Genomic DNA, 24,572 nt, shown 5'->3' on the forward strand with positions numbered 1-24,572 from the left:
GCTATATTTAATGCGTATATGTTTTTTTACTAAAATATATACCAGTAAGATCTGACTTCCAGTTAAAAAGCCATTTTGTAACCTATATTTTTCATAGGTTTATTTTAAAATACATTAGTTAATTATGCAGTATTCAAAATCATTTACCCTATTAGTCGCTGTTTGTATTAGTTTTGTTACACTTGGATACGGACAACCTAAAAATTATAAAATTGTAAATGGTATTGGACTCTCGGGTGGTATTACCCAATATGATATAATTACTGATAATTTTACAACTAAAAAGGGTAACGGTTGGATGGCTAGTGCTTCGGCTACGGTTGATTTGCCGCACAAATGGTATAATGTAAGTTATACCATGCAGTTAGCTGAAAACCATTTAGGAATAGCTGCAAGCCCTGTTTTACTTTCTAATGAAGAATTGTTGATTATAAAGTTTTTACCGCTCAAATAGCTTTTTTATGGCATATTAAGCTTATTGAAAGTTTCTTAACTATTGATGTTGGTCCTATGCTACAATATAATGGCAAAATGGAATTAGAGGATGAAAGCCAAGAAAATTTTATACTCGCTAATTTTACTAATTTACTAGCTAAAGATGTTCAAAATATCAATCAATTTAATATGGATGGTGCTATTGGTATATCAGCTGGTTTCAGTCATTTTCGTTTAAAAGCTCAATATGTTTATGGGTTTTTAAACTCGTTTAGTAAGTTAAATGATGAGAATTTAGATATTACTGGTAATCCAGGTAAGTTTAAAGGTAACCAATCCATGTTAGCTTTTATTGCTATGATTTCGTTTTAAAACTAATGAGTATGCTATTTTTTCTAGAAGTTACTTAATATAAGTTGTTAATAATTGCTTCTTTTCAGCAACCGTTAAATTATAATTACTTTGTGCTAATAAGTTATTATGCGCATCTAAAATATAAAAGCTAGATTCACCCATAATATTTTCATTACAATCTGAACATAAAGTTTTTATGTTAGTAGATAAGGACTTTTTGTCTGTCATATAAACAGGAAAATATAAACCTTCGTAGAATAGATAATTATATAATTTTTCTAGATTTTTTTTAGGTTCTCGTGAAATAACAAACAACTCAAATTTATCTTTATTTTTCAGATAAAAATTGTTGATAATCGGGTTAAATTCTAATGTTGCAGAACAGTTGTTACTGTAAAAATATACAACTTTTATGGTATTTTTAGAGTTGTATATTTGGTTTTGTAATTCGGTAATGGGCACATAACTTATTTCAATATCACCATGATGTTCTGGTGTGTAATTTTGAGCCGAAATGGGCATATATAAACAAAAGATTGTTATGTAAATTAATGCTCTCATTTATTGACTTGTTTTAGAATATCTGCTTTTTTTTCAGGTGTTAATTCCCAAGAATCTTGAAAATCCATATTTAATAAAACAATTTGAATATGCTCACCTTTTAATTTTTGTCGCTGTAAAACATCATTCCATTTAAAAATAGCATCTATATTTTCCGGTTTATTAAAGAATAAAGCCCAACTCAAAACAAAATAGAAGTCTGTATTTTCTTGTTTCACTATAGGTTGTAAGGTTTTGTAATTGACAAGTCCATCAAACCAACTATCAACATGAATGGCATCTTTTTTAGGTTTGTTTTTAATTTTTTTAAAATTAGAGAGTTTATCTACAACATCAGCTATTTTAATATACTCTAAATACAAGCCGTCTTTATTAAAAACATGGACTACTGGACCTTTTAAATAACCAGCATTATTGAATTTTAAAAAATCCTCAAAAGATTTAAAAGTAGCAATATTGTTGTTATTAAATTTTTGCTGATTGTTTATCAAATAGCTTTCAATTTTGTCACTATTTTGAAATTCAAAAAGGATATTTTGACTGTAAATCACAAAATTTGAAATGAGTAAAAACACTATTATAATTGATGTATTTCTCATAGATATTTTATAATTGGTATAATGAGTTCGAAAAAACTAATTTATTAAATATAATTAACCTTTTTACCATAAAAAAACTGGATTTTAGAAGGTTAAAAATATTATAACCTAATAATCCAGTTTATACATTATCCATATTACAATATGGACTTATTTAATATTAAAAGTTTACCCTAAGGTATTCACCAAATTCTCAATACGACGTTTGGTTTCATCCTTTCCAATTAAGTACATAATATCAAACACATCCGGACCTTGTAAGGCGCCAACTAATGCTAGTCGTAATGGCATCATGACTTTACCAAAACCTATTTCGTTAGATGTTATCCAACCTTTAACGTTATTTTGAAGGTTTTCAACTGTAAAATCGTCTACAGATTCTATAATTGAAATAACTTGTGTCATAAGCTCAGCTGTTCCGTCTTTCCATGCTTTTTTAACAGCTTTTTCATCTAAATCGGTAGGGGTTTGGAAGAAAAAGTGACTTAATGCCCAAAAATCAGTTACAAAAGTGGCGCGTTCTTTTATAAGTGCCACCACCATTTCAACATAATTAACATCTATATCGGCTAATTCAGGTTGAATTTCCTTAAATGTTTTTGCTAAATCATCATTATATTGTTCTTGCATATAATGGTGATTAAACCATTTGGTTTTATCAGGATCAAAACGTGCTCCTGCTTTATTTACTCGGTTTAAATCAAAAGCAGCAATTAGTTCTTCCATGCTAAAAATTTCCTGTTCTGTACCTGGGTTCCAACCTAAAAAAGCTAGGAAATTTACCACGGCTTCTGGGAAATAACCATCCTCGCGGTAACCGCTAGAAAGCGTATCTGTTTTATGATCTTTATAAGCTAATGGAAATACAGGAAAACCTAGTTTATCGCCATCACGCTTACTTAATTTTCCTTTTCCTGTTGGTTTTAATATTAATGGTAAGTGTGCAAACTCCGGTTTTTCCCAACCAAAAGCATCGTATAATTGATAATGTAATGCTAAAGATGGTAACCATTCTTCACCACGAATAACATGGCTTATTTCCATTAAATGATCGTCTACAATATTGGCTAGATGGTACGTTGGTAAACCATCACTTTTAAACAATACCTTATCATCTAAAATATTCGTGTCAATGGTCATGTTTCCACGAATAATATCTGTTAAATGTAAAGTTTCATCTTGTGGTGATAAAAATCGAATAACATAATCTTCACCAGCATCTAACTTAGCTTGTGTTTCTTCAGTAGAAAGCACTAAAGAGTTTACTAAACGACCTTTTTCACGGTTATGCCAATTGTAGATAAAGGTTTTTCCTTCAGCTTCATGACTTTTTCTGTGTGCGTCTAAATCCTCTGCTTTATCAAAAGCATAGTAAGCCTTGCCAGTAGCAATTAATTCATCGGCATATTTTTTATATATATCCTTACGCTCACTTTGTCTGTATGGTCCAAATTTTTCGTTAACGTTTACACCTTCATCAACTGTTATTCCGCACCATTTTAAAGATTCTTCAATGTAGTTTTCAGCACCTTCTACAAAACGATTTTGGTCGGTATCTTCAATACGAAGTATAAACGTTCCGTTGTGTTTTTTAGCGAATAAATAATTGAAAAGGGCCGTGCGAACACCACCTATATGTAATGGTCCCGTTGGACTTGGTGCAAAACGCACGCGTACAGATTTTGACATGATTTTTATTTTGGTACGGCAAAGATAGAATAGCAAATAACAAACAACAAAGAAAATATTAGAAAGGAGCTTGTATAACTGTGGTTTTAAACTTTTTCACATCAATTTTTAGTTTTAAGCTTTACAAAAGAATAAATCCGTTTAAATTAACATAATGTTAGTTGCTATAGCTAATTAAGGAACAAAAAAAATTGTAGTTTAGTAAGTTGAAAAGAAAACACTAATAGAACGTGACGCATTTTAATACCATTTTGCAAAAATTAGAAGCTTTTGTAAGACGCTACTATACCAACGAACTCATAAAGGGTAGTATCTTATTTTTTGCTATTGGTTTGCTGTATTTTTTATTAACCCTTTTTATTGAATATGTTTTTTGGTTAAATACAACCGCTAGAACGTTACTTTTTTGGGCGTTTATTAGTGTTGAAATAGGTTTGTTTATCAAGTTTATACTAATGCCATTAGCACAACTCTTTAAATTAAAGAAGGGTATAAATTATGTTCAAGCATCACGAATAATAGGTACGCATTTTCCTGAAGTAAATGATAAACTATTAAATATTCTACAACTAAAAGAAAATGCCGATCAATCCGAGTTATTATTAGCTAGTATTAATCAAAAATCTGAAGAATTACAGCCTATCCCTTTTAAAATGGCTATTAATTTCAAACAGAATTTACGATATGTAAAATATGCAGCAATCCCTATTTTAATAATTTTACTATCTGTTTTATCTGGAAAAATTAGTTGGTTTAGTGATAGTTATCAACGTGTAGTAAATCATAATACAGCCTACGAGCCACCAGCTCCATTTCAGTTTTTTGTGGTGAACGAAAGTTTATCTGCTACTCAAAATAACGATTTTACATTGCAGGTTAGAACCGTAGGTAGTGTGATTCCAGAAAATGTAAAAATTTCTTACAACAATGAAAGTTATTTTCTTCAACAAAAGGGGAGTGGTAATTTTGAGTTTGTTTTTAATCGATTACTTTCCGATGTTACCTTTAATTTAACAGCCAATTCTGTTAATTCTAAACCCTATACTATTCGTGTTGCTGAAGTTCCAACCATTACAAATTTTGAAATGGTTTTAGATTATCCAGCATATACTAATAAAGCCGATGCTGTTTTAAATGGTACTGGTAATGCTGTTGTACCAAATGGAACTAAAGTTACTTGGAGGTTACAAACTAAAGCTACCAATCAAGTAGCTTTTTATGCTACAGATAGTTTACATTTTTCGTCAGATATTCCAGAAAAATTTATTATCAGTAAAACACTTACGGACAACTTAGATTATATTATTTCTACAAGTAATACCGATTTAAAAGATTACGAACAATTAGCTTTTTCTTTACAAGTTATTAAAGATGATTATCCAGAGTTACATGTAAAAATGAAACGGGATAGTATTAACAATCAAAGTTTGTATTTCTACGGTCAAGCAACAGACGATTATGGTTTGCGTAAGTTAGAGTTGGTTTATTACCCATCATCTAACGATAAAAATGTTAGTATTGTACCGATTCCTATTGCTTCTGGAAATGTAGGTGAGTTTATAACGGCTTTCCCTAATAATTTAGAACTTGAAGAAGGTGTTAGTTATGATTTATATTTTCAAGTATATGATAATGATGTAGTTAATAATTATAAACGTACAAAAAGTACCGTTTTTAGCTATCGAAAACTCACTAAATCTGAGGAAGCTAATCAACAATTGCAACAACAGAACGAAACCATTCAAGACTTAAACAATTCCTTAGAGCAAATGGAAGAGCGCGAACAGGAATTAGAAGAGTTATCTAAAACACAAAAAGAAAAATCTGCATTAAATTTTAATGATAAAAAGAAATTTGAAAACTTTCTAAAGCGCCAAAAAGAGCAAGAGGAAATGATGAAAAATTTCAATAAAAAATTAGAAAATAATCTAGAAGAATTTCAAAAGGAAGAAAACGAACCAGACGCGTTTAAAGAAGATTTAAAGGAGCGTTTAAAAGATAACGAAGAACAGCTTAAAAAAGATGAAAAACTTCTTGAGGAGCTCGAAAAATTACAAGAAAAAATAAATAAAGAAGAGTTAACTCAAAAACTAGAAGAGTTAGCAAAACAGAACAAAAATCAGAAACGTAGTTTAGAACAACTTTTAGAGCTTACAAAACGGTATTATGTGTCTAAAAAATTAGAAAAACTACAAGAAGATCTTGAAAAATTAGCTGAAGAGCAGAATCAGTTATCCGAAGCAGATAGTAAGGAAAACACCAAAGAAGCTCAAGAAGATTTAAATAAAAAGTTTGAAGATTTTAAAAAAGCTTTGGAAGAATTACAAAAAGATAACGAAGCTTTAAAACAACCTATGGATGTTCCTTCAGATCCAGAAAAAGAATCTGAAATACAAGAAGATCAACAAGAAGCTTCTGATGCACTAGAAGAAAAAGAAGAGCAATCAGAACAGAATAACGAAGAAAACGCATCTCAAAAGCAACAAGACGCGCAAAAAAAGCAAAAACAAGCAGCACAAAAAATGCAACAAATGAGCGCTGCAATGAAAATGGCTATGGCATCAGGTGGAGCTGAACAAATGCAAGAAGATTTAGACATGTTACGTCAAATTTTAGATAACCTTATTTTGTTTTCTTTCGATCAGGAACATTTAATGAATCAGTTTAAGAGCATTGAAATTAATCATAATAAATATGCTAGTTATTTACGTAAACAGAATGATTTAAAAGAACATTTTTCACATATAGACGATAGTTTATTTGCGCTTTCATTACGTCAACCTAAATTATCTGAATTAGTAAATAAAGAGATTTCCGAGGTGTATTTTAATATGGATAAAGCCTTGTCTCAATTCTCTGAAAACCTATTATTTCAAGGTGTAGCTAATCAACAATACACTATTACAGCTGCTAATAATTTAGCTAATTTTTTGAGTGATATGATGGGGCAGATGCAAATGCAAATGCAAGGTGGTGGTTCTGGTAGTTCAGGTAAACCATCTCAAGGTTTACCAGATATTATTATGAGTCAGGAAGAGCTTAATAAACAGATGCAACAAGGTATGCAAAAGCAAGGTCAGGGTCAACCAAAAGAACAAGGCTCTGGTGAAAAAGGCGAACAAGGCGAAAAAGAGGGTAAAGAATCTGGTGATAAACCAGGTGAAAGTGGTCAAGAAGGTGATTCAGGTCAATCTGGTAAAAACGGACAATCTAGTTCTGGTGAATCTGGTGAGTCTGGTGAAAATGATGGCGGTGAAATTAGTAAAGGCGAATTGTTTAGAATTTACCAACAACAACAACAAATACGAGAAGCTTTACAAGATAAATTACAAAAAGAAGGTATCAATTCTCAAGGTAATCGCATTCTACAACAAATGGAAAATATAGAAATGGATTTGTTAAATAAGGGATTTACCAACCAAACACTTCAAAAAATGATGAATCTTCAGCATCAATTAATGAAGTTAGAAAACGCTAGTTTGCAACAGGGTGAAGATTCTAAGCGTCAAGCTCAAACCAATAAAAAACAATTTGATAATAATACTAACAATCAAATACCGACCGCTAAAGAATATTTTAATACAACAGAGATTTTAAACCGTCAAAGTTTACCTTTGCAACCAGTTTATAAAAAGAAAGTACACGATTATTTTAAACAAGCCAATGATTAGTTTTAATTACGAAAACGACTTTAACATAGCAAACACATCTTATCTTGAATCTTGGATTGACGGCGTTATTTCATCTGAAAATTTTGAATTAGGTGAAATTAACTACATCTTCTGTGATGATGCTTATTTACATTCTATAAATGTAGAATACTTAGATCATGATACGCTTACTGATGTGATTAGTTTTGATTACACGGTAGGAAATATCATACAAGGAGATATCTATATTTCTACTGAGCGTGTTGCGGATAATGCTTCTGATTTTAATGTTTCTTTTGAAGAAGAACTACACCGTGTTATGGTTCACGGCGTTCTGCATTACTGTGGTTATAAAGATAAAACAGATTCTCAATCACAAGCTATGCGAAATATGGAAAATCACTATTTGCAAGTACTTAAAGATATCTCATAATATATCGTATATTTGCAGACTTTTTAATTTGGAATTTTTTTAATTTTCTAATTAAAAAATTTAATAATTATCAATTGTTCCACGTGGAACATGTAAAATATATAAATCTCAGTCACCATGTTTAACGAAGTTTATGATGTTATAGTAGTAGGAGCTGGTCATGCTGGTAGTGAAGCTGCCGCAGCCGCTGCTAACATGGGAAGTAAAACACTTCTTATTACTATGAACCTTCAAAATATTGCTCAAATGTCGTGCAACCCGGCAATGGGTGGTATTGCTAAAGGGCAAATAGTACGTGAAATTGACGCTTTAGGTGGTTATAGTGGTATTGTTAGTGATACTTCTGCTATACAGTTTAAAATGCTTAATAAGTCTAAAGGACCTGCTATGTGGAGTCCACGTGTTCAAAGTGATCGTATGCGTTTTGCAGAAGATTGGAGAAATATGTTGGAAGGGACTGAAAACTTAGATTTTTATCAAGAAATGGTTTCATCTTTATTGGTTGAAAATCATAAGGTAGTTGGTGTTGTTACTTCTTTAGGAATTAAAGTTCGTGCTAAAAGTGTTGTTTTAACTAATGGTACATTTCTTAATGGATTAATACATATTGGTGATAAAAATTTCGGTGGTGGTCGTGCTGGTGAACGTGCTGCTACAGGTATTACCGAACAATTAATTCAGTTAGGTTTTGACTCAGGTCGTATGAAAACTGGAACACCGCCACGAGTAGATGGAAGATCTTTAGATTTTTCTAAAATGGTTGAACAGCCAGGAGATGTTAATCCCGAAAAGTTTTCTTATTTAGATGTAACAAAACCGCTTACTAAGCAGCGCTCTTGTCATTTAACTTACACCAGTAATGAAGTACATGATTTGCTTCGTGAAGGTTTTGATAGATCGCCAATGTTTAATGGTAGAATTCAAAGTTTAGGACCTAGATACTGTCCGTCTATTGAAGATAAAATTAATCGTTTTGCTGATAAAGACAGGCATCAATTGTTTGTTGAACCAGAAGGTTGGAATACGGTTGAATATTATGTGAATGGATTTTCTACTTCACTACCAGAAGATGTTCAGTTTAAAGCTATGCGCTCTATTGTTGGTTTTGAAAACGTTAAATTTTTTAGACCGGGTTACGCTATAGAATACGATTATTTTCCACCAACACAATTGCAACATACTTTGGAAACAAAACTTGTTGAAGGTTTGTATTTTGCTGGTCAAATTAATGGTACTACAGGTTATGAGGAAGCTGCATCGCAAGGTTTAATGGCAGGTATAAATGCTAGTTTAAAAGTCCAAGAACGCGATCCGTTTATTTTAAGTAGGAGTGAGGCTTATATTGGTGTTTTAATTGATGATTTAATTACAAAAGGAACTGAAGAGCCTTACAGAATGTTTACATCACGTGCTGAGTATAGAACTTTATTACGTCAAGATAATGCTGATATTAGGTTGACGCCTCTATCTTATGATTTAGGTTTGGCTTCTGAAAAACGTTTAAAACGTATGGAAGAAAAACATTCTAAAGCTGAAGCTTTTGTTTCTTTCTTTAAGAAAACTAGTGTTAAACCAGAAGAGATGAATCCTATTTTGGAAGCTAATAATTCTGCTGCTATGTCGCAATCAGATAAGATGTTTAAGATATTTGCTAGACCAAATATTTCTATTTCTGATATGCGTAAAATTGCTAGTGTTGATGCATATATTTCTGAAAATAATTTGAATTCCGAAGAGATTGAACAAGCCGAAATTCAAGTTAAATATTCAGGTTACATTAATAAAGAAAAAAATAATGCCGACAAATTAACACGTTTAGAGAATATTAAAATACCTAAAAACTTCGATTATTCTGCATTGCAGTCTATGAGTATGGAAGCTCGTGAAAAGCTAAATAAAATTCAACCAGTTACTATTTCACAGGCATCAAGAATTAGTGGTGTCTCTCCTAGTGATATATCTGTGTTGTTAGTTTATTTAGGTCGTTAATCAAGTTGTTCCACGTGGAACGTTTTGTTTTTTAATTAGGTTTCTTATGTTTAATTAGATGGTTGATGTCTTGTTAAATTTTAAATTAGCGTAAAAATTAGTTGCAGAATTTTATGGAAGAGAAAAGTATAAAAACCCATTTGCGTGTAAAAGATTATTCTGTGTCAAAAGAAGAATTCGAATTATTGCCGCATAAGGATTATGACTTATTGGTTACTTCACCACAGCCAAGTCTTGAAAATTTAGCTTCTTATTATGAAAGTGAAGATTACATTTCTCATACAGATTCTAAACGAAATGTATTTGAAATACTATACCATCAAGTTCGTTCAATTGCTTTAAAGCGTAAGTTGAAGTTGATTAATTCCTATGTGTCTGATTCTTCAAAAAAACTGTTGGATGTAGGTTGTGGTACTGGTGATTTTTTACACACAGCTAAGCAAGCTAATTGGGATATAACAGGAATAGAACCTAATCCAGATGCTCGTAAAATTGCAAATAACAAAACGAATCAAGCTGTAAAGAATCCGGAAGCACTGTATGAGATGGAAGCGGAACGTTTTGATGTTATAACGTTGTGGCATGTATTGGAGCATTTACCAGATTTTAACGAGCAACTAAATATTTATAAAAAGCTTTTAAAGTCATCAGGAGTTTTAATTATTGCAGTTCCTAATTATAATAGTTATGATGCTGCGTATTATAAAGCATTTTGGGCAGCATATGATGTGCCAAGACATTTATGGCATTTTTCTCAAAAGGGTATTTCTCAAGTTTTGGATAATTTGGATTTACAAATTGTAGAAACTAAGCCTATGATTTTCGATTCTTATTATGTGAGTTTGCTTTCTGAAAAATATCGAACAGGTAAAATGAAATTTTGGAATGCTTTTCAAGTCGGATTTAAGTCTAATAGGTTAGCAAAACGTACCGGTGAGTATTCTTCTCTTATTTATGTTATTAAAAAGCACGAAAACTTAAAATAAGCTTATTTAAGAGCGTTTTGTTTTTATTAACGTGTATTTGGGTTTGTTTTTTTAGAAACGGCTTTAAAACAAGTGTAGTGAGTTAGTTTTTAATAAATGTATCTTATTGAAATACTTTTTAGTATAAGTTTTTGTTATATTTCAACAAGGCGTATGTTTTTTTAAATTCTCTCTATTTACTTTATTACATTTGCTGTTGTAAACACTAATTAAAAATACAGATGAAAAACATATTAGTAGTATCTATTTTATTATTGACTTTATATTCATGTAATACTGAAAGTGCAAAAATTGGATTTGTTAACAATAACGATCTGATAAATGAGTATCAAGAAAAAATTGATATTGAAGAAAAATATAAAGGGCTGATTGAAGATTTTCAAAAAAGAACAGATAGTATCCGTCAAGCATTTCAACAAGAAGCTCAAGCGTTTCAATTAAAAGCACAAGGGCTTTCTCAAGATAAAGCGCAAGCAGAATACCAAGCATTAAGTCAGAAGCAACAAATTTTACAGCAGAGAATCCAACAAGAGGAAATTGCTATCCAAAATGATAGTCAGCAAGAAATAGATAGCTTAATTAAAAAAGTGAGAACTTACGTTAAAGATTATGGTCAGAAAAATGGCTATACGTATATACTAGGAGGTAACGAAGCAGGTAGTGTTATGTATGGTGATGAATCTAAAGATTTAACTAAAGTTATATCGGAGGCATTAAATGCTGATTACAAAAAAGAATAAGTTTTTATTAAACTATTATTTAAACCAGTTAAGCAATTAACTGGTTTTTTTATAAATTCAAAATTGAGTTTACAGTGTAACTTTGTAAAGTTTGTCTAACTATAAACTTATTGACTATTTATTTAAAAGTGTTATTATATAAATTAACTGTAACAAAAGTATCGCTTATTCGTTTGTAATTTAAACACCCATTGTAAAATATAGAACCCCATAAAATGAAACACTTTTTTTTAGGTATTTGTCTATTGTTTTCATCTTTTATAATTGCCCAAGAAACCTATGGTGTAAGCGGTACAATTAAAGACATAGAAAATGGTGAAACCTTGTTGGGTGCAACTGTTTTTTTAAAAGGAACAACAATTGGTGCTGTAACAAATGAATACGGTTTTTTTACGCTTCAGGCAAATCAAGGCTCTTATACCTTGGTTGTTTCTTATATGGGGTATGAAACCTTATCACAGCCTGTAGTTTTAAATGAAGATCTCACTATAAATTTTGAGCTTTCTCAGTCTTCAACATCTTTAGAAGAAGTTGTTATTGTGGCAGAAGAATCGGAGCAAATGAGTATTAAAACACCTCAGATGAGTGTGGCTAAACTAAAATCGGCAACCATAAAAAAAATGCCAGCAGTTTTAGGTGAAGTCGATGTTTTAAAGTCTATTCAAATGCTTCCAGGGGTTACTAACAGTGGTGAGGGATCTTCGGGTTTTAATGTTAGAGGTGGTGCAGCCGATCAGAATTTAGTGTTGTTAGACGAGGCTATTATTTATAATACCTCACATTTTTTTGGTTTTTTCTCCGTTTTTAATGCCGATGCCATAAAAGATATTAACCTCTATAAAGGGGATGTTCCTGCTAAGTTTGGTGGTAGGGTTTCCTCGGTGTTGGATGTTCGTCAAAAGGATGGTAATAGTAAGGATTATAATCTTACCGGTGGTATTGGTTTAATTTCTAGCAGACTTACAGCAGAAGGTCCGTTATTTAAGGAAAAAGGTTCGTTTTTAGTTGCTGGAAGAACCTCTTATGCGCACTTGTTTCTCAAAATGATGGATGATTTTAAAGATGATAAAATTTCTTTCTATGATTTAAATCTAAAAACCAATTATGAAATAAATAAAAACAACAAAATTTATTTATCAGCATATTACGGTAGAGATGCTTTTAATCTTTCAAAAATATTAGAAAATAACTATGGGAATGTAACAGGAAACCTAAGATGGAATCATGTTTTTAATAATAAATTGTTTTCTAATCTCTCTTTAATTTACAGTAAATACGACTATCAGATTGTATTAGATTTTGTTGAGTTGGATTGGGTTGCCGATATTCAAAATTTCAACCTGAAATACGATTTAAGTTATTACCTTAATGATAAAATTAAACTAGATTTTGGTTTAAGTGGAATTTCGTATAATCTGAACCCTGGAGAGGTTAGTCCTACATCAGATTCATCACCTGTTAATTATTTAAAATTAGACGATAATCGCGCTTTTGAAGGAGGTTTATACGTTAGTGCCGAACATAAAATAACCGATAAATTAACAGCGCAATATGGTCTGCGTTTAAGTACTTTTAATAGATTGGGAGGGCAAAATATAAGTACTTATGTTAACAATCAACCAGTTGTTTATAATAGTCAATTGGGTATATATGAGCGTGGTGAATTTGCCTATGATACCTACTATGATAAAAATGAAAGTATAGAAACGTTTCATAATTTCGAACCTCGCTTAGGTTTATCTTATCAGTTAAATAATGTTTCATCTGTAAAGGCTAGCTATACAAAATCGTCACAGTACTTACATTTATTATCTAACACATCTTCCGTAACACCGTTAGATGTATGGACACCAAGTGGTACTTATATTAAACCACAATTATCCAATCAATACGCTATTGGGTATTATAGAAGATTTAAAAATAACACCTATTCATTAGAGTTAGAAACCTATTATAAAACCATTGATAATCGCATTGATTATATAGATGGCTCCGATTTAATAGGTAATAATAATATAGAAACAGAAATACTAGATGGTGAGGCTAGAGCTTATGGTTTAGAGGTTTTACTTCGTAAAAATAGGGGGCGTTTTACTGGTTGGTTAGCATATACGCTATCAAAATCAGAGCAACGCACATTAGGAGGCAATGCTGGAGGTCCAGGAATAAACAATGGTCAGTGGTATAATACGCCATATGATAGAACACATGATATTTCTATTACAGGTGTATATGAACTGTCCGATAAGTGGAGCTTAAGTTCTATTTTCGTCTATCAAACAGGCCGTCCTGTAACGTATCCTAACGGACAATACTCTTATGAAGACTTGTCTATAGCTACATACTCTAATAGAAATGAAAACAGGTTACCGGCATATCACAGATTAGATGTATCTGCAATTTATAAGCCAAATAACAAGCCAGACAGGCGTTGGAAAGGGGAGTGGGTATTTGGTATTTATAATTTATATAATAGAAAAAATGCAGCCTCTATTTCTTTTAATCAGAACAGTCAAACTGGACAAAATGAAGCAACAAGAATTTCAATTTTCGGTATTATACCTTCAGTAACCTATAATTTTAAATTTTAACAACATGAACTTACGTATAAAATTAGCTATAATAGGGTGTTTTATGAGCTTCTACGCTTGTGAAGATGTTATTGATGTCGATGTGCCAACGGCAAGCCCACGATTGGTTGTAGAGGCGTCTTTGGATTGGGAGAAAGGTACTTTAGGAAATGAGCAAGTTGTTGAATTAAGTTTGTCATCACCATATTTTGATACTGCAACTAATACAGCAGTAACAGGAGCTTTAGTTCAAGTTACTAATATGGATACAAATGAGGTGTTTGTATTTGCTGATGCCAACAACGGCTTGTATACAACAGCTAGTTTTGTACCTGTATTAGGAGATACCTATCAATTAGAAATTAACTATAATAATCAAACATATTCAGCTACAGAAACGCTAATTCCTGGCCCCGATATTAAACGTTTAACACAATCAACTGAAGGTGGTTTTGATGATGAACTTTTAGAGCTTAATCTCTACTTTGATGATCCCGAAGATGAAGAGAACTTTTACTTAATACGTTATCAAGAAACAGGTGATTTATTTGCTACGTTAAAAGACTTATCAGATGAGTTTACTAACGGAAATGAAATTCATAATTTTTGGGAAAAGGATGAAGATGAAGACGCAAATGAATATCCTTTTGAAGTAGGTGATGTAGTGGATGTAGACTTGTATGGTATTTCAGAACCTTATTATAATTACATGAAATTATTAATAGAGCAGTACAATACAGGAGGTAATCCTTTTTCTGCTACACCTGCAGAAATACGCGGAAATTGTATTAATGAAACAAATCCTGAAAACTATGCTTTTGGGTATTTTAGAGTGGTTCAAGTAGATTCAGATTCGTATACCTTTGAATAACCTTCGTAATAGATAAATAAAAAAGCCAGTTAATATTTTAACTGGCTTTTTTATGAAGTAATCTAGTTAATTTTATAGATAAATCTGTGAGGATAATCTTAGCATTTCCATTACGCTCTATGTGGTAAATGGCATCTTGAATTTCATTTGAGATATCAACAATGTTATTTCCATGTACAAAGGGTGCAAATTTTTCTAATTTAAACCCTTCAGTTTTAGGTTCAAAAAATACCAAATTCTCAGCACCGTAGTTAAGTAGCATAGCTTGCCTGAAAAAATCTAAACAGAATTGTAAAAATTGTTTTTGAGTTTCTCTACCAGTTTTAGCTATGTCTTCACTCCATGTTATTAAATCGTGAATTGCTGTTTTGTTTCCTTTAGCTTTAAAGGCACTTCTAATCCAAAAAATAAACCATGTTTCAAACTGTGTGTCTTCACTATCGTGATAAACTAAATCACAGGCCTTGTTGTAGTTACCATCAGATTGATGGGCTATTTTTGCTGCTATAGTAGCTTCTAACTGGTAGTTTTTAATTAATGAGTTTATTATCACATCTTCAGCTAAAGGCGGGAAATGTAAAATCTGGCACCGCGATCTAATAGTATTTATAAGCTGTTCCTCGTCTTCTGCTACTAAAATGAAAATAGTTTTATTTGGCGGTTCTTCAATTAGTTTTAGCAATTTATTGGCGGCTTCCATGTTCATGCGTTCAGCCATCCAAATAAGCATAATCTTATGTCCACCTTCATAAGATTTTAATGTTAATGCTTTTACAATTTCATGCGCTTCATCAACACCAATACGCCCTTGTTTTTTTTCAATTCCAATTTTTTTGTACCAGTCAAATAAATTACCGTAAGGTTGTTCATTTAAAAGTTCACGCCACTCTTCTAAAAAATTACTAGAAACTGGGTGCTTTTTTATTTTTGAATTTGATGCTACTGGAAATGCAAAGTGTAAATCTGGATGTCCAAAATTTTTAAATTTCAAATTACAAGCTTCATTACCATTGGTGTTTTCACCTTGATCGTTTTTACAAAGTAAATATTGGGCGTAGGCTATTGCCATGGGTAATGTACCAGAACCTTCTGGCCCAACAAACAATTGTGCATGCGGAACCCTGCCATTATCAGCACTTTGCGTTAAATGTTTTTTTATATGTTCTTGACCGAGAATATCACTAAATAGCATACAGCAAACCTACATATTTTTTTTCATTTTAAAGAAGCAGAATTTAAAAGAAACAGCCATTTAATAATTGCTAAAACTATTAAAGTAAGCCTAAATATGAAGTCTGTATAAACTGAAAAATATATATTTGTGAATTGATGATATTTCACCAACCTTTCAACAGGACTAAACAGAACACTATACTATTATGAAAACATTAGACGATTTTAATTTTGAAAACAAGAAAGCATTAATTCGTGTTGATTTTAATGTGCCTTTAGATGCCGAATTACAAGTAGGTGATACCACAAGAATTCAGGCAGCCAAACCAACCATAATTAAAATTCTTGAGGACGGTGGTAGCTGTGTATTAATGTCTCATCTAGGGCGTCCAAAAGGTGTTGAAGATAAATTTTCTTTAAAGCATATTGTAGAGAAAGTAGAAGATATTATTGGTGTTGAAACCATTTTTGTATCCAACGCTGTAGGTGATGAAGCTGAAGCGGCTGTGGCTAACTTAGAGCCGGGTCAGGTTCTTTTATTAGAAAATTTAAGATTTCACGATGAGGAAACAGCAGGAGACGAAGCGTTTGCTGAAAAATTATCAAAATTAGGAGATATTTATGTTAATGATGCTTTCGGAACAGCACACAGAGCACATGCATCAACAGCAGTGATTGCTAAGTTTTTTCCAGAAAGTAAATGTTTTGGTTATTTATTGGCTCAAGAAATTAAAAGTATTGATAAAGTAATGAATACTGGAGAAAAGCCTGTTTGTGCCATTCTTGGTGGGGCAAAAGTGTCAAGTAAAATTACGATTATCGATAATATTTTAGATAAAATAGACCACCTAATTATTGGTGGAGGAATGACATTTACATTTGTAAAAGCTTTGGGAGGGCAAGTTGGTAACTCCCTAGTTGAAGATGATAAATTAGATTTAGCAAAACGTATTTTAGAGAAAGCTAAAAGTAAAAATGTAGAAGTACACTTACCTGTTGATGCGGTTATAGCGGATGCTTTTGATAATAACGCACATACCAATACCTGTCCTGTAGATGAAATTCCAGATGGTTGGATGGGATTAGATGTTGGGCCACTTACTGAAGAAAAATTTGGATTGGTTGTAAAGGAATCTAAAACCATATTATGGAATGGTCCTTTAGGAGTATTTGAAATGCCAAATTTTGCTAAAGGAACTATTGCATTAGGTTATGCTATTGCCGAGGCAACAAAAGAAGGTGCTTTTTCGTTAGTAGGAGGAGGTGATTCTGTAGCGGCAGTTAAACAATTTGAACTTGATGATCAGGTTAGTTATGTAAGTACTGGAGGAGGTGCAATGCTTGAAAGCTTAGAGGGTAAAACACTTCCTGGAATTGCAGCGATACTAGAGTAGTATCTCAAATGCCCCAAATATTAAAATCAAATTCGTGATAATTTTAAAAGCAATAAAAACTTTAATGCATACCCAATATCCTTTTATAGAAAGTATAAAAAAACAAATAACCCTTTGTTTTTGTTGTGCTTTTCTCTGTGGAAATATGCTTTATGCTCAAGATTCTATTCCTACAAATGTGATAAAAGCACACATACCAGAATCACAATTAATAGCCGGTGAAACATATGAAATAGATACTATTATTGCCGGTGAAAAGTTCTATAAAAAACAAATTGAAATTACGCCAGATTCTATAGACTTAAAATCGCTTAAAGATTTAAAGTTAGCGGCAGAGATTGATGCTAAATGGCAAAAGGAACTTTATAATAATACGTTGTATGACACAATTTACAATACTGTTTCTAAACTAGACTATGAAGCTGTTTATCTACCAGAATTACCTACCGATACGTTAAAATTACGTTTAGAAAAGCTGAATGCTAAAACACCTTTTAATATAGCCTATAATCCTTCTTTAGAAAGTGTTATTAAATCTTTTTTAAAAACACGTCGGGGGTATTTCGAGCGGTTAATGGGGGTAAGTTATTTTTATTTTCCCCTATTCGAACAAGAACTAGATGCTGCAGATGTACCTTTAGAAATTAAGTACTTAGCTATTGTGGAGTCGGCATTAAAGCCACGTGCACGCTCACGTGTAGGAGCAACGGGTTTATGGCAATTTATGTTTGCTACCGGTAAGGAATATGGTTTAAATGTTAGTAGTTATGTTGATGAACGTAGCGATCCTATTAAATCAACAAAAGCAGCAGCCAAGTATTTAGCTACGCTATACACAATGTTTGGCGATTGGGATTTAGCTTTAGCTGCTTATAATTCTGGCCCCGGAAATGTACTGAAAGCTATTAGGCGTTCTGGCGGTTATGAGAACTATTGGAATATTCGTCATAATTTACCTCGTGAAACAGCTGGATATTTACCAGCGTTTTTGGCTACAATGTATATTTTTGAATATGCTGAAGAGCATGGTTTAATAGCTGAAAAACCAGATATTCAATATTTCCAGACAGATACCATTCAGGTTAAACAAATGATATCTTTAGATCAGGTTTCTGAAGCTACAGGTGTTGAAATGGAAGTGTTACAGTTTTTAAATCCATCGTATAAGTTAGATATTATTCCTGTTGTTGCAGGCGAAAATTATGCACTACGATTACCGCTTTCTGCAGTTGGTGCTTTTGTAACTAACGAAGATACCATTTATAGTGTGGCAAAAGCTGAATTTGAGGCTAGAGAAAAGCCACTTCCTCAGTTTTTTGATAGTGAAAGTAAAGTGCGTTACCGTGTAAAATCGGGTGATTATTTAGGTTTAATAGCTCGTAAGTATGGCGTGCGTGTTAGTCAGATAAAAAAATGGAATGGTTTACGGAGTAATAATTTACGTATAGGTCAACGATTAACAATTTACCCAAGAAAACCGGTAGCGAATGCATCTACGGCAAGTAGTTCTAAATCAGCTCCAAAAACGTATACTGTACGTAATGGCGATTCGTTATGGAGTATCTCACAAAAATTTTCAGGAATTTCAGTCCAAAATATTAGAGATTGGAACGATATTAGTGGTAACAATTTAAAACCTGGAATGAAATTAAAACTTTCCAAGAGCTAAACTCATTAAATAAAGGTCTCATTATGCAAAAATTTTTACTTGTTTTAGTATCGTTTTTACTTGTTACAGCTTGTAATGATGGAAAATCTTCAAACACACGTATACTTTCGGAGTCTTCTGGAAAAATTAATAACTTATCAGTGGTTATTGATAACGATTTATGGGATGGAAGCGTAGGTGAATCTATTAGAAATATTTTAGCAGCTCCAGTACATGGGTTGCCACAAGACGAACCGTTATTTATTTTAAGTCAAATACCACCAACTGTTTTTACAGGGTTTGCTAGAAATAGTCGTATCGTTTTAAAAATTGAAAAAAGCGATTCGTCAAATGTGAAAATTGCTAATAATGTTTTTGCAAGACCACAACGTGTAGTAGTGGTATCAGGTAAGAACGCTGAAGCTATTTCAAAGCAAATAACAGATAATGCCGGTCAGATAGTTACAGCGCTTAAAAATGAAGAAATAAAAGAACAGCAACGCCGTATTAAACTATCGCTTCATGAGAATAATACCATTCAAGAGAAGTTAGGGATAGCTATTAACTTTCCATCTGCGTATAGGATAGCAACTGAAGATGATAAATTCTATTGGATTCGAAAAGATATTACAACAGGAACAACTAATATCTTATTGTATGAGTTGCCTTATAATAGAGTTACGGATACAGATAGTTTAGTAGGTGAAATAATTAAAATAAGAGATTCAATTGGTCAGAAACACATTCCGGGACCACTAGATGGCTCCTTTATGATAACAGAAGATGCTTACACGCCATTTTTAGCAAAAACAACTATTGATGATAAGTTAGCTTTTGAAACACGTGGAATATGGGATGTTAAAAATGCCTTCATGTCTGGACCTTTTGTGAATTATGTTATAGACGATAAAGCAAATAACAGGCTTTTAGTTGTAGAAGGATTTGCTTTTGCGCCTTCAGTTAGTAAACGTGATTATATGTTTGAATTAGAGGCTATTATTAAGTCGATAGACTTTAAATAAATAAAACCAATAGCATACAAAAAAACCCAACATGTTAATGTTGGGTTTTTTTGTATGAACTAAAAAGATTACTCTTTTTTATCAGTTTCTTCTTCTTTACTAGCGTCTTTAAATTCTTTAATTCCGCTACCTAGTCCGCGCATAAGTTCCGGGATCTTTTTACCACCAAAAATTAATAGAATAACAACAGCTATCAAAACTATTTGTGGCCAGCCAATTACTAACGGTATCATAAGTAAATTCATAATTATCAATTTAAAGTGCAAAGTTAATAATTAAACTTTAATATATGCGTATTAACAGTAACTTTAGTGATAACTAAATACGATAGTCCATAATTTTAATTAATTTTGTGAGACCTATGGCTGATAAAAAAAAGAAACCCAGGAAGTTTACAAAAAAACTACTTAATAAGTACCGTTTAGTTGTTTTAAACGAGGATACTTTTGAGGAGCGTATATCTTTAAAATTGACACGATTAAATGTGTTTGTTTTACTTTCTTTATCTGCTATTTTTTTAGTGGTTGCAACAACTATTCTTATTGCATTTACACCGCTTCGCGAATATATTCCCGGCTATTCCTCAGTAGCTTTAAAAAAGCGAGCTACAGAATTAAATTATAAAACCGATTCTTTACAGCGGGTGATAGCTATAAATGAACAGTATTTTTCATCTATTAAAAAAGTACTTTATGGCGAAGTTGATACGGTAGATTTTAATAAGGATTCTTTAATTGAAGCCACAAAGGAAGAAGCTAAATCGGTTGATTTATCACCTATAAAAGCCGATTCACTATTACGTGAAAAAGTTAAAAAAGAGGATAAGTATAATCTGTTTGAGTCAGCAAAACTAAACTCAAGTTTTATTTTATATCCACCCGTTTTGGGAGATATCTCACAGGCATATAATGTTAAAGAAAAACATTATGCCGTTGATATTATTGCTGAAAAAGACACACCGGTTAAAGCAACTGCCGATGGTACAGTTATTTTTTCCGATTGGACAACCGAAGGTGGTTATGTTATTATTTTAGAACATAGTCAGAATTTAATTTCTGTTTATAAGCATAATGCATTATTAACTAAAACACAAGGCGATGTTGTTACGGCTGGTGAGGTTATAGCTACTACCGGAAACACCGGTGAAATAACTACAGGGCCACATCTTCATTTTGAACTTTGGAGTGATGGTTACCCTATTAATCCAACTAACTTTATAGACTTTAAATAATGTTTTCACTTAAAGCGATACTCGCAAAACTTTTTGCAGATTACGTTATAAAAACGGAGCAAAAATGGATTGAAAACCCCATTGAAACTCAAGAAAAAATACGACAGCAGCTTATAAAGGATGCTGCTATTACAGCATTTGGTAAAGATCATGCTTTTTCAAAAATAAAAACACATGCCGATTTTGTAAAACATGTCCCTATTCGGGATTACGAGGATCTAAAACCTTATGTTGAGCGTGTTGTAGCTGGAGAGCAAGATGTACTATGGAAAGGGAAACCACTTTATTTTGCTAAAACGTCAGGAACGACATCTGGAGCAAAATATATCCCATTAACAAAAGAAAGTATGCCCTCGCATATTAACGCAGCTAGAAATGCTATTTTAAGTTATATTCATGAAACCGGAAACTCAAAGTTTGTTTCAGGAAAAATGATTTTTCTACAAGGAAGTCCTATCCTACAGGAGCAAAACGGTATTCAATTAGGGCGTTTATCAGGAATTGTAGCGCATTATGTGCCTAAATACTTGCAAAAAAACAGGGTGCCTTCCTTAAAAACTAACTGTATTGAAGATTGGGAAACAAAAGTAGAAGCTATTGTTCATGAAACACTTCCCGAAAATATGACGGTTATTTCTGGAATTCCATCTTGGGTACAAATGTATTTTGAGAAAATTCATGAAAAAACAGGTAAGCCTGTAGGTGATGTTTTTAAAAATTTTAAACTCTTTATTTTCGGTGGTGTCAATTTTGAACCCTACCGTGCTAAATTTGAGAATTTAATAGGTAGAAAAGTTGATAGTATAGAACTATATCCTGCTAGCGAAGGTTTTTTTGCTTACCAAGATAAGCAAGATGAAAAAGGCATGTTGCTGCTTTTAAACTCTGGAATTTTTTATGAGTTTATAGAAGCAGATACTTTTTTTGATGAAAATCCAGAACGACTAATAATTAAAGATGTACAAGTAGGTGTTAATTATGTTATGATAATATCAACTAATGCTGGACTTTGGGCTTATAATGTGGGTGATACAGTTATGTTTACATCAATAAATCCGTATCGTGTAATCGTTTCCGGTCGTATTAAACATTTTATTTCGGCGTTTGGCGAGCATGTTATTGGAAAAGAAGTTGAGCAAGCCTTAGAAGAAAGTATTGCTCAAACAGATATTCAAATTACTGAGTTTACTGTGGCACCACAGATAAATCCAGAATCAGGATTACCCTATCATGAATGGTTTATAGAGTTTGAAAAAGAAGATGTAGACGTTGATAACCTGGCGCAGCTAGTCGATCAAGCGCTGCAAAATCAAAACAGTTATTATTTCGATTTGATAAAGGGAAACGTTTTACAACCTTTAAAAATAGCTAAGGTGAAAAAAAACGGGTTTCAAAATTATATGAAATCTATAGGAAAATTAGGAGGTCAGAATAAATTACCTCGATTATCAAACGACCGTAAAATTGCCGATAAAATCTACGATTTGAATTTGATTAAATAATAGTATATTTGAGAATTAAACAGATTTTATGAATAAGAAAAAGCATCATGCTAGGACGAGAGCTCAAGAAAGCTCAAATGCGATTGAAAGAATGTATATAACCATGAGGCATTTATTCAATCGTGGTTTTTATAAGCCTATGGGTGTTTCTGGTGAAACATTACGTGAGGCACTATTACTTTTACGTCCAGAAATTTACGGCTCTATAGGTGATGAAAAAGCCGAATTAGAAGGCCTGCTATATGTTATAGATAGATTACCACAAGGTATTGAAGAGTGTATGTTTATTAACCTTACAAGTGATGAAGGTTACGGTAACTCACATTTTAAACCTATAATTCCTCCTAAAAGACGACGCAACTGTTACCGTATTGACGATGAACAGATGAATATTGAAGTAACTAGAGGTCGTTCTGAAATTTATGATATTCTTACCCACCTAACATTTATGTTTGTGGAATCTCATAAGATTAGTAAACGTGTTATAATTGATGAGGTTGGTAATACCACGCGCGATTGGATTAAGTTAGAAAAAGCGGTTTTATCTAAAAAGAAGCTAAGTCAAAACGAACGGGAAATAGCAATTACTCATACCGCCAATATTTTAGGAAGAACCTTTGAAGAATTAAGTTCGGTATATAAAGAATTTCAAACTCCAGAACAACCAGAGCGTTTATTACACATTGTGTATTGGTTAGGAAAATTAGCCATTGAAGAGGTTATAAACAATAACAAACGTACCATAACGTTTAGCCCGGTATTACGCGAACGATTAGGTCACCATATCCATGGTGAAATTTGGGCAGATAATATTAAAAATATCCTTCATGAAAATAATCTTTTAGAGCGACCAATACATATCATTAGTGCTAATATGCACAGTGTTATGAATACGCTTTATAGCCCAATGGCGCTTAAGAGTTTGTTAGCTAAGAAAACAATTTTTCAGGCATATGAAGAGTTGAGTAAAAAAAATAACGAAGCTTTACGTACTAAAGTTACTGATCAGGCATTAAAAAATGGCATGATATATATTCCGGATAGTTCTGGAACTAACATTGATGTTCAAATTTTTGATACTGCTAAATTAGATTTATCTAAAACAGACTTAGATGTTGACGAAACCTCTAAGGACTCAGAGAAACCCATAATTTTTGTTATGGATTATGCGTTTGGCGAACAAGCTTATGAAACAATAGATGAACTCTTAAAACCAGCTCTAATTGGCGATGAAAGAATTCATTTAAATGTAGCTTCGGTGTCCATTATGGGGAAAGCCGGTATCTTAGAAGGAGGAAAAGGCGATATTATGATTCCTTCGGCCCATATTTTTGAAGGTACAGCTGATAATTATCCATTTACAAACGAATTATCTAAAGCCGATTTAGAAGGTCATGGTTTAGAGGTTTTTGAAGGCTCCATGATAACTGTTTTAGGAACATCTTTACAGAATAAAGATATTTTAAAGTTCTTTTACAATTCCACATGGCATGTAATTGGACTAGAAATGGAAGGTGCACATTATCAAAAAGCTATTCAGTCTGCTTCTAAAGTAAGAAAAACCATAAACCCAGATGTTAAGGTGCGCTATGCTTATTACGCTAGTGATAACCCATTAGAAACAGGAGGTACATTAGCCTCTGGAGGATTAGGAACATCCGGAGTGAAGCCTACCTATTTAATTACAAGAAAAATATTACAACAAATTTTTAATAATCAATAAAT

20 protein-coding genes are annotated in these 24,572 nt (G+C 32.3%); 15 read left to right on the forward strand and 5 right to left on the reverse strand.

What is annotated here, in order from left to right; all coding sequences use genetic code 11:
* The first annotated feature begins 124 nt into the window (after positions 1 to 124).
* Both ACW5R3_RS01600 and ACW5R3_RS01605 read left to right on the forward strand, forming a co-directional pair.
* On the forward strand, positions 125 to 454 hold the full coding sequence (locus ACW5R3_RS01600) for a hypothetical protein (RefSeq protein ID WP_456577875.1): 330 nt from the start codon (positions 125 to 127) through the stop codon (positions 452 to 454).
* A 56-nt stretch (positions 455 to 510) separates the two neighbouring features.
* On the forward strand, positions 511 to 807 hold the full coding sequence (locus ACW5R3_RS01605; protein ID WP_456577876.1) for a hypothetical protein: 297 nt from the start codon (positions 511 to 513) through the stop codon (positions 805 to 807).
* A gap of 30 nt (positions 808 to 837) precedes the next feature.
* On the opposite strand, the gene ACW5R3_RS01610 is transcribed toward ACW5R3_RS01605, so the two are convergent.
* The 3 genes from ACW5R3_RS01610 to gltX form a co-directional block, all read right to left on the reverse strand.
* On the reverse strand, positions 838 to 1,350 hold the full coding sequence (locus ACW5R3_RS01610; protein WP_456577877.1) for a hypothetical protein: 513 nt from the start codon (positions 1,348 to 1,350) through the stop codon (positions 838 to 840).
* On the reverse strand, positions 1,347 to 1,949 hold the full coding sequence (locus ACW5R3_RS01615; RefSeq protein ID WP_456577878.1) for a hypothetical protein: 603 nt from the start codon (positions 1,947 to 1,949) through the stop codon (positions 1,347 to 1,349). Before ACW5R3_RS01615 ends, ACW5R3_RS01610 begins: the two co-directional genes overlap by 4 nt.
* A 168-nt stretch (positions 1,950 to 2,117) precedes the next feature.
* Entirely contained in the window at positions 2,118 to 3,638 is a 1,521-nt protein-coding gene (gltX, locus tag ACW5R3_RS01620; RefSeq protein WP_456577879.1) for a glutamate--tRNA ligase, read from the reverse strand.
* 230 nt (positions 3,639 to 3,868) lie between these two features.
* Here gltX and ACW5R3_RS01625 point away from each other — a divergent pair, with 230 nt between their 5' ends.
* The 7 genes from ACW5R3_RS01625 to ACW5R3_RS01655 all read left to right on the forward strand — a co-directional run bounded on the left by ACW5R3_RS01625 (position 3,869) and on the right by ACW5R3_RS01655 (position 14,877).
* Positions 3,869 to 7,309: a DUF4175 family protein gene (locus tag ACW5R3_RS01625; protein ID WP_456577880.1), complete on the forward strand. Its 3,441-nt coding sequence runs from the start codon at positions 3,869 to 3,871 to the stop codon at positions 7,307 to 7,309.
* Positions 7,302 to 7,721: an rRNA maturation RNase YbeY gene (gene ybeY / locus ACW5R3_RS01630; RefSeq protein WP_456577881.1), complete on the forward strand. Its 420-nt coding sequence runs from the start codon at positions 7,302 to 7,304 to the stop codon at positions 7,719 to 7,721. Before ACW5R3_RS01625 ends, ybeY begins: the two co-directional genes overlap by 8 nt.
* A gap of 117 nt (positions 7,722 to 7,838) precedes the next feature.
* A complete protein-coding gene (gene mnmG / locus ACW5R3_RS01635) occupies positions 7,839 to 9,710 on the forward strand; it encodes a tRNA uridine-5-carboxymethylaminomethyl(34) synthesis enzyme MnmG (protein ID WP_456577882.1) in 1,872 nt (623 codons plus the stop codon).
* 113 nt (positions 9,711 to 9,823) lie between these two features.
* Positions 9,824 to 10,696, forward strand: coding sequence for a class I SAM-dependent methyltransferase (locus ACW5R3_RS01640; protein ID WP_456577883.1), 873 nt, complete (start codon positions 9,824 to 9,826; stop codon positions 10,694 to 10,696).
* A gap of 221 nt (positions 10,697 to 10,917) precedes the next feature.
* Positions 10,918 to 11,436 (forward strand): OmpH family outer membrane protein, encoded by a 519-nt coding sequence (locus ACW5R3_RS01645; protein WP_456577884.1) that lies wholly within the window; start codon positions 10,918 to 10,920, stop codon positions 11,434 to 11,436.
* 215 nt (positions 11,437 to 11,651) lie between these two features.
* The gene (locus ACW5R3_RS01650) at positions 11,652 to 14,027 is read left to right on the forward strand and encodes a TonB-dependent receptor (protein ID WP_456577885.1); all 2,376 of its coding nucleotides are present in this window, start codon (positions 11,652 to 11,654) and stop codon (positions 14,025 to 14,027) included.
* 4 nt (positions 14,028 to 14,031) lie between these two features.
* Positions 14,032 to 14,877, forward strand: a complete 846-nt coding sequence (locus ACW5R3_RS01655; protein WP_456577886.1) for a DUF4249 domain-containing protein — start codon at positions 14,032 to 14,034, stop codon at positions 14,875 to 14,877.
* A 37-nt stretch (positions 14,878 to 14,914) separates the two neighbouring features.
* Here the strand turns inward: ACW5R3_RS01655 and ACW5R3_RS01660 are convergent, their stop codons facing one another.
* Positions 14,915 to 16,069, reverse strand: a complete 1,155-nt coding sequence (locus tag ACW5R3_RS01660; RefSeq protein ID WP_456577887.1) for a DNA polymerase III subunit — start codon at positions 16,067 to 16,069, stop codon at positions 14,915 to 14,917.
* Between the two features lie 187 nt (positions 16,070 to 16,256).
* Here ACW5R3_RS01660 and ACW5R3_RS01665 point away from each other — a divergent pair, with 187 nt between their 5' ends.
* From ACW5R3_RS01665 to ACW5R3_RS01675, 3 genes are all read left to right on the forward strand, one after another.
* The gene (locus tag ACW5R3_RS01665) at positions 16,257 to 17,444 is read left to right on the forward strand and encodes a phosphoglycerate kinase (protein ID WP_456577888.1); all 1,188 of its coding nucleotides are present in this window, start codon (positions 16,257 to 16,259) and stop codon (positions 17,442 to 17,444) included.
* Positions 17,445 to 17,589: 145 nt separating this feature from the next.
* Complete coding sequence (locus tag ACW5R3_RS01670) at positions 17,590 to 19,113, forward strand: LysM peptidoglycan-binding domain-containing protein (RefSeq protein WP_456578842.1); 1,524 nt, start codon at positions 17,590 to 17,592, stop codon at positions 19,111 to 19,113.
* A gap of 23 nt (positions 19,114 to 19,136) precedes the next feature.
* Positions 19,137 to 20,114 carry a DUF4837 family protein gene (locus ACW5R3_RS01675; RefSeq protein ID WP_456577889.1) on the forward strand — a complete coding sequence of 326 codons (978 nt, stop codon included), beginning with the start codon at positions 19,137 to 19,139 and terminating at the stop codon, positions 20,112 to 20,114.
* 68 nt (positions 20,115 to 20,182) lie between these two features.
* Here the strand turns inward: ACW5R3_RS01675 and ACW5R3_RS01680 are convergent, their stop codons facing one another.
* On the reverse strand, positions 20,183 to 20,359 hold the full coding sequence (locus ACW5R3_RS01680) for a twin-arginine translocase TatA/TatE family subunit (RefSeq protein WP_456577890.1): 177 nt from the start codon (positions 20,357 to 20,359) through the stop codon (positions 20,183 to 20,185).
* Between the two features lie 116 nt (positions 20,360 to 20,475).
* On the opposite strand from ACW5R3_RS01680, the gene ACW5R3_RS01685 reads away from it, so the two are divergent.
* Genes ACW5R3_RS01685 through ACW5R3_RS01695 form a run of 3 tightly spaced genes read left to right on the forward strand, consistent with a single transcriptional unit; the run spans position 20,476 to position 24,570 of the window.
* Positions 20,476 to 21,345 (forward strand): M23 family metallopeptidase, encoded by an 870-nt coding sequence (locus ACW5R3_RS01685; protein ID WP_456577891.1) that lies wholly within the window; start codon positions 20,476 to 20,478, stop codon positions 21,343 to 21,345.
* Entirely contained in the window at positions 21,345 to 22,847 is a 1,503-nt protein-coding gene (locus ACW5R3_RS01690; protein ID WP_456577892.1) for a GH3 auxin-responsive promoter family protein, read from the forward strand. The genes ACW5R3_RS01685 and ACW5R3_RS01690 overlap by 1 nt, the downstream gene beginning before the upstream one ends.
* A 28-nt stretch (positions 22,848 to 22,875) precedes the next feature.
* Positions 22,876 to 24,570, forward strand: a complete 1,695-nt coding sequence (locus ACW5R3_RS01695) for a DUF6909 family protein (RefSeq protein WP_456577893.1) — start codon at positions 22,876 to 22,878, stop codon at positions 24,568 to 24,570.
* Positions 24,571 to 24,572 lie beyond the last annotated feature (2 nt).

Source organism: Algorimicrobium bowmanii (assembly GCF_054031195.1).

Bases quoted from the DNA above. Each gene is read 5' to 3' on its own strand.
- ACW5R3_RS01640 (WP_456577883.1), top strand. From the start codon at position 9,824: ATGGAAGAGAAAAGTATAAAAACCCATTTGCGTGTAAAAGATTATTCT.
- ACW5R3_RS01605 (WP_456577876.1), top strand. From the start codon at position 511: ATGCTACAATATAATGGCAAAATGGAATTAGAGGATGAAAGCCAAGAA.
- ACW5R3_RS01645 (WP_456577884.1), top strand. From the start codon at position 10,918: ATGAAAAACATATTAGTAGTATCTATTTTATTATTGACTTTATATTCA.
- ACW5R3_RS01675 (WP_456577889.1), top strand. From the start codon at position 19,137: ATGCAAAAATTTTTACTTGTTTTAGTATCGTTTTTACTTGTTACAGCT.
- ACW5R3_RS01670 (WP_456578842.1), top strand. From the start codon at position 17,590: ATGCTTTATGCTCAAGATTCTATTCCTACAAATGTGATAAAAGCACAC.
- ACW5R3_RS01650 (WP_456577885.1), top strand. From the start codon at position 11,652: ATGAAACACTTTTTTTTAGGTATTTGTCTATTGTTTTCATCTTTTATA.
- ACW5R3_RS01655 (WP_456577886.1), top strand. From the start codon at position 14,032: ATGAACTTACGTATAAAATTAGCTATAATAGGGTGTTTTATGAGCTTC.
- ACW5R3_RS01600 (WP_456577875.1), top strand. From the start codon at position 125: ATGCAGTATTCAAAATCATTTACCCTATTAGTCGCTGTTTGTATTAGT.
- ACW5R3_RS01610 (WP_456577877.1), bottom strand. From the start codon at position 1,350: ATGAGAGCATTAATTTACATAACAATCTTTTGTTTATATATGCCCATT.
- ACW5R3_RS01685 (WP_456577891.1), top strand. From the start codon at position 20,476: ATGGCTGATAAAAAAAAGAAACCCAGGAAGTTTACAAAAAAACTACTT.
- ACW5R3_RS01680 (WP_456577890.1), bottom strand. From the start codon at position 20,359: ATGAATTTACTTATGATACCGTTAGTAATTGGCTGGCCACAAATAGTT.
- gltX (WP_456577879.1), bottom strand. From the start codon at position 3,638: ATGTCAAAATCTGTACGCGTGCGTTTTGCACCAAGTCCAACGGGACCA.
- ybeY (WP_456577881.1), top strand. From the start codon at position 7,302: ATGATTAGTTTTAATTACGAAAACGACTTTAACATAGCAAACACATCT.
- ACW5R3_RS01695 (WP_456577893.1), top strand. From the start codon at position 22,876: ATGAATAAGAAAAAGCATCATGCTAGGACGAGAGCTCAAGAAAGCTCA.
- mnmG (WP_456577882.1), top strand. From the start codon at position 7,839: ATGTTTAACGAAGTTTATGATGTTATAGTAGTAGGAGCTGGTCATGCT.
- ACW5R3_RS01665 (WP_456577888.1), top strand. From the start codon at position 16,257: ATGAAAACATTAGACGATTTTAATTTTGAAAACAAGAAAGCATTAATT.
- ACW5R3_RS01690 (WP_456577892.1), top strand. From the start codon at position 21,345: ATGTTTTCACTTAAAGCGATACTCGCAAAACTTTTTGCAGATTACGTT.
- ACW5R3_RS01660 (WP_456577887.1), bottom strand. From the start codon at position 16,069: ATGCTATTTAGTGATATTCTCGGTCAAGAACATATAAAAAAACATTTA.
- ACW5R3_RS01615 (WP_456577878.1), bottom strand. From the start codon at position 1,949: ATGAGAAATACATCAATTATAATAGTGTTTTTACTCATTTCAAATTTT.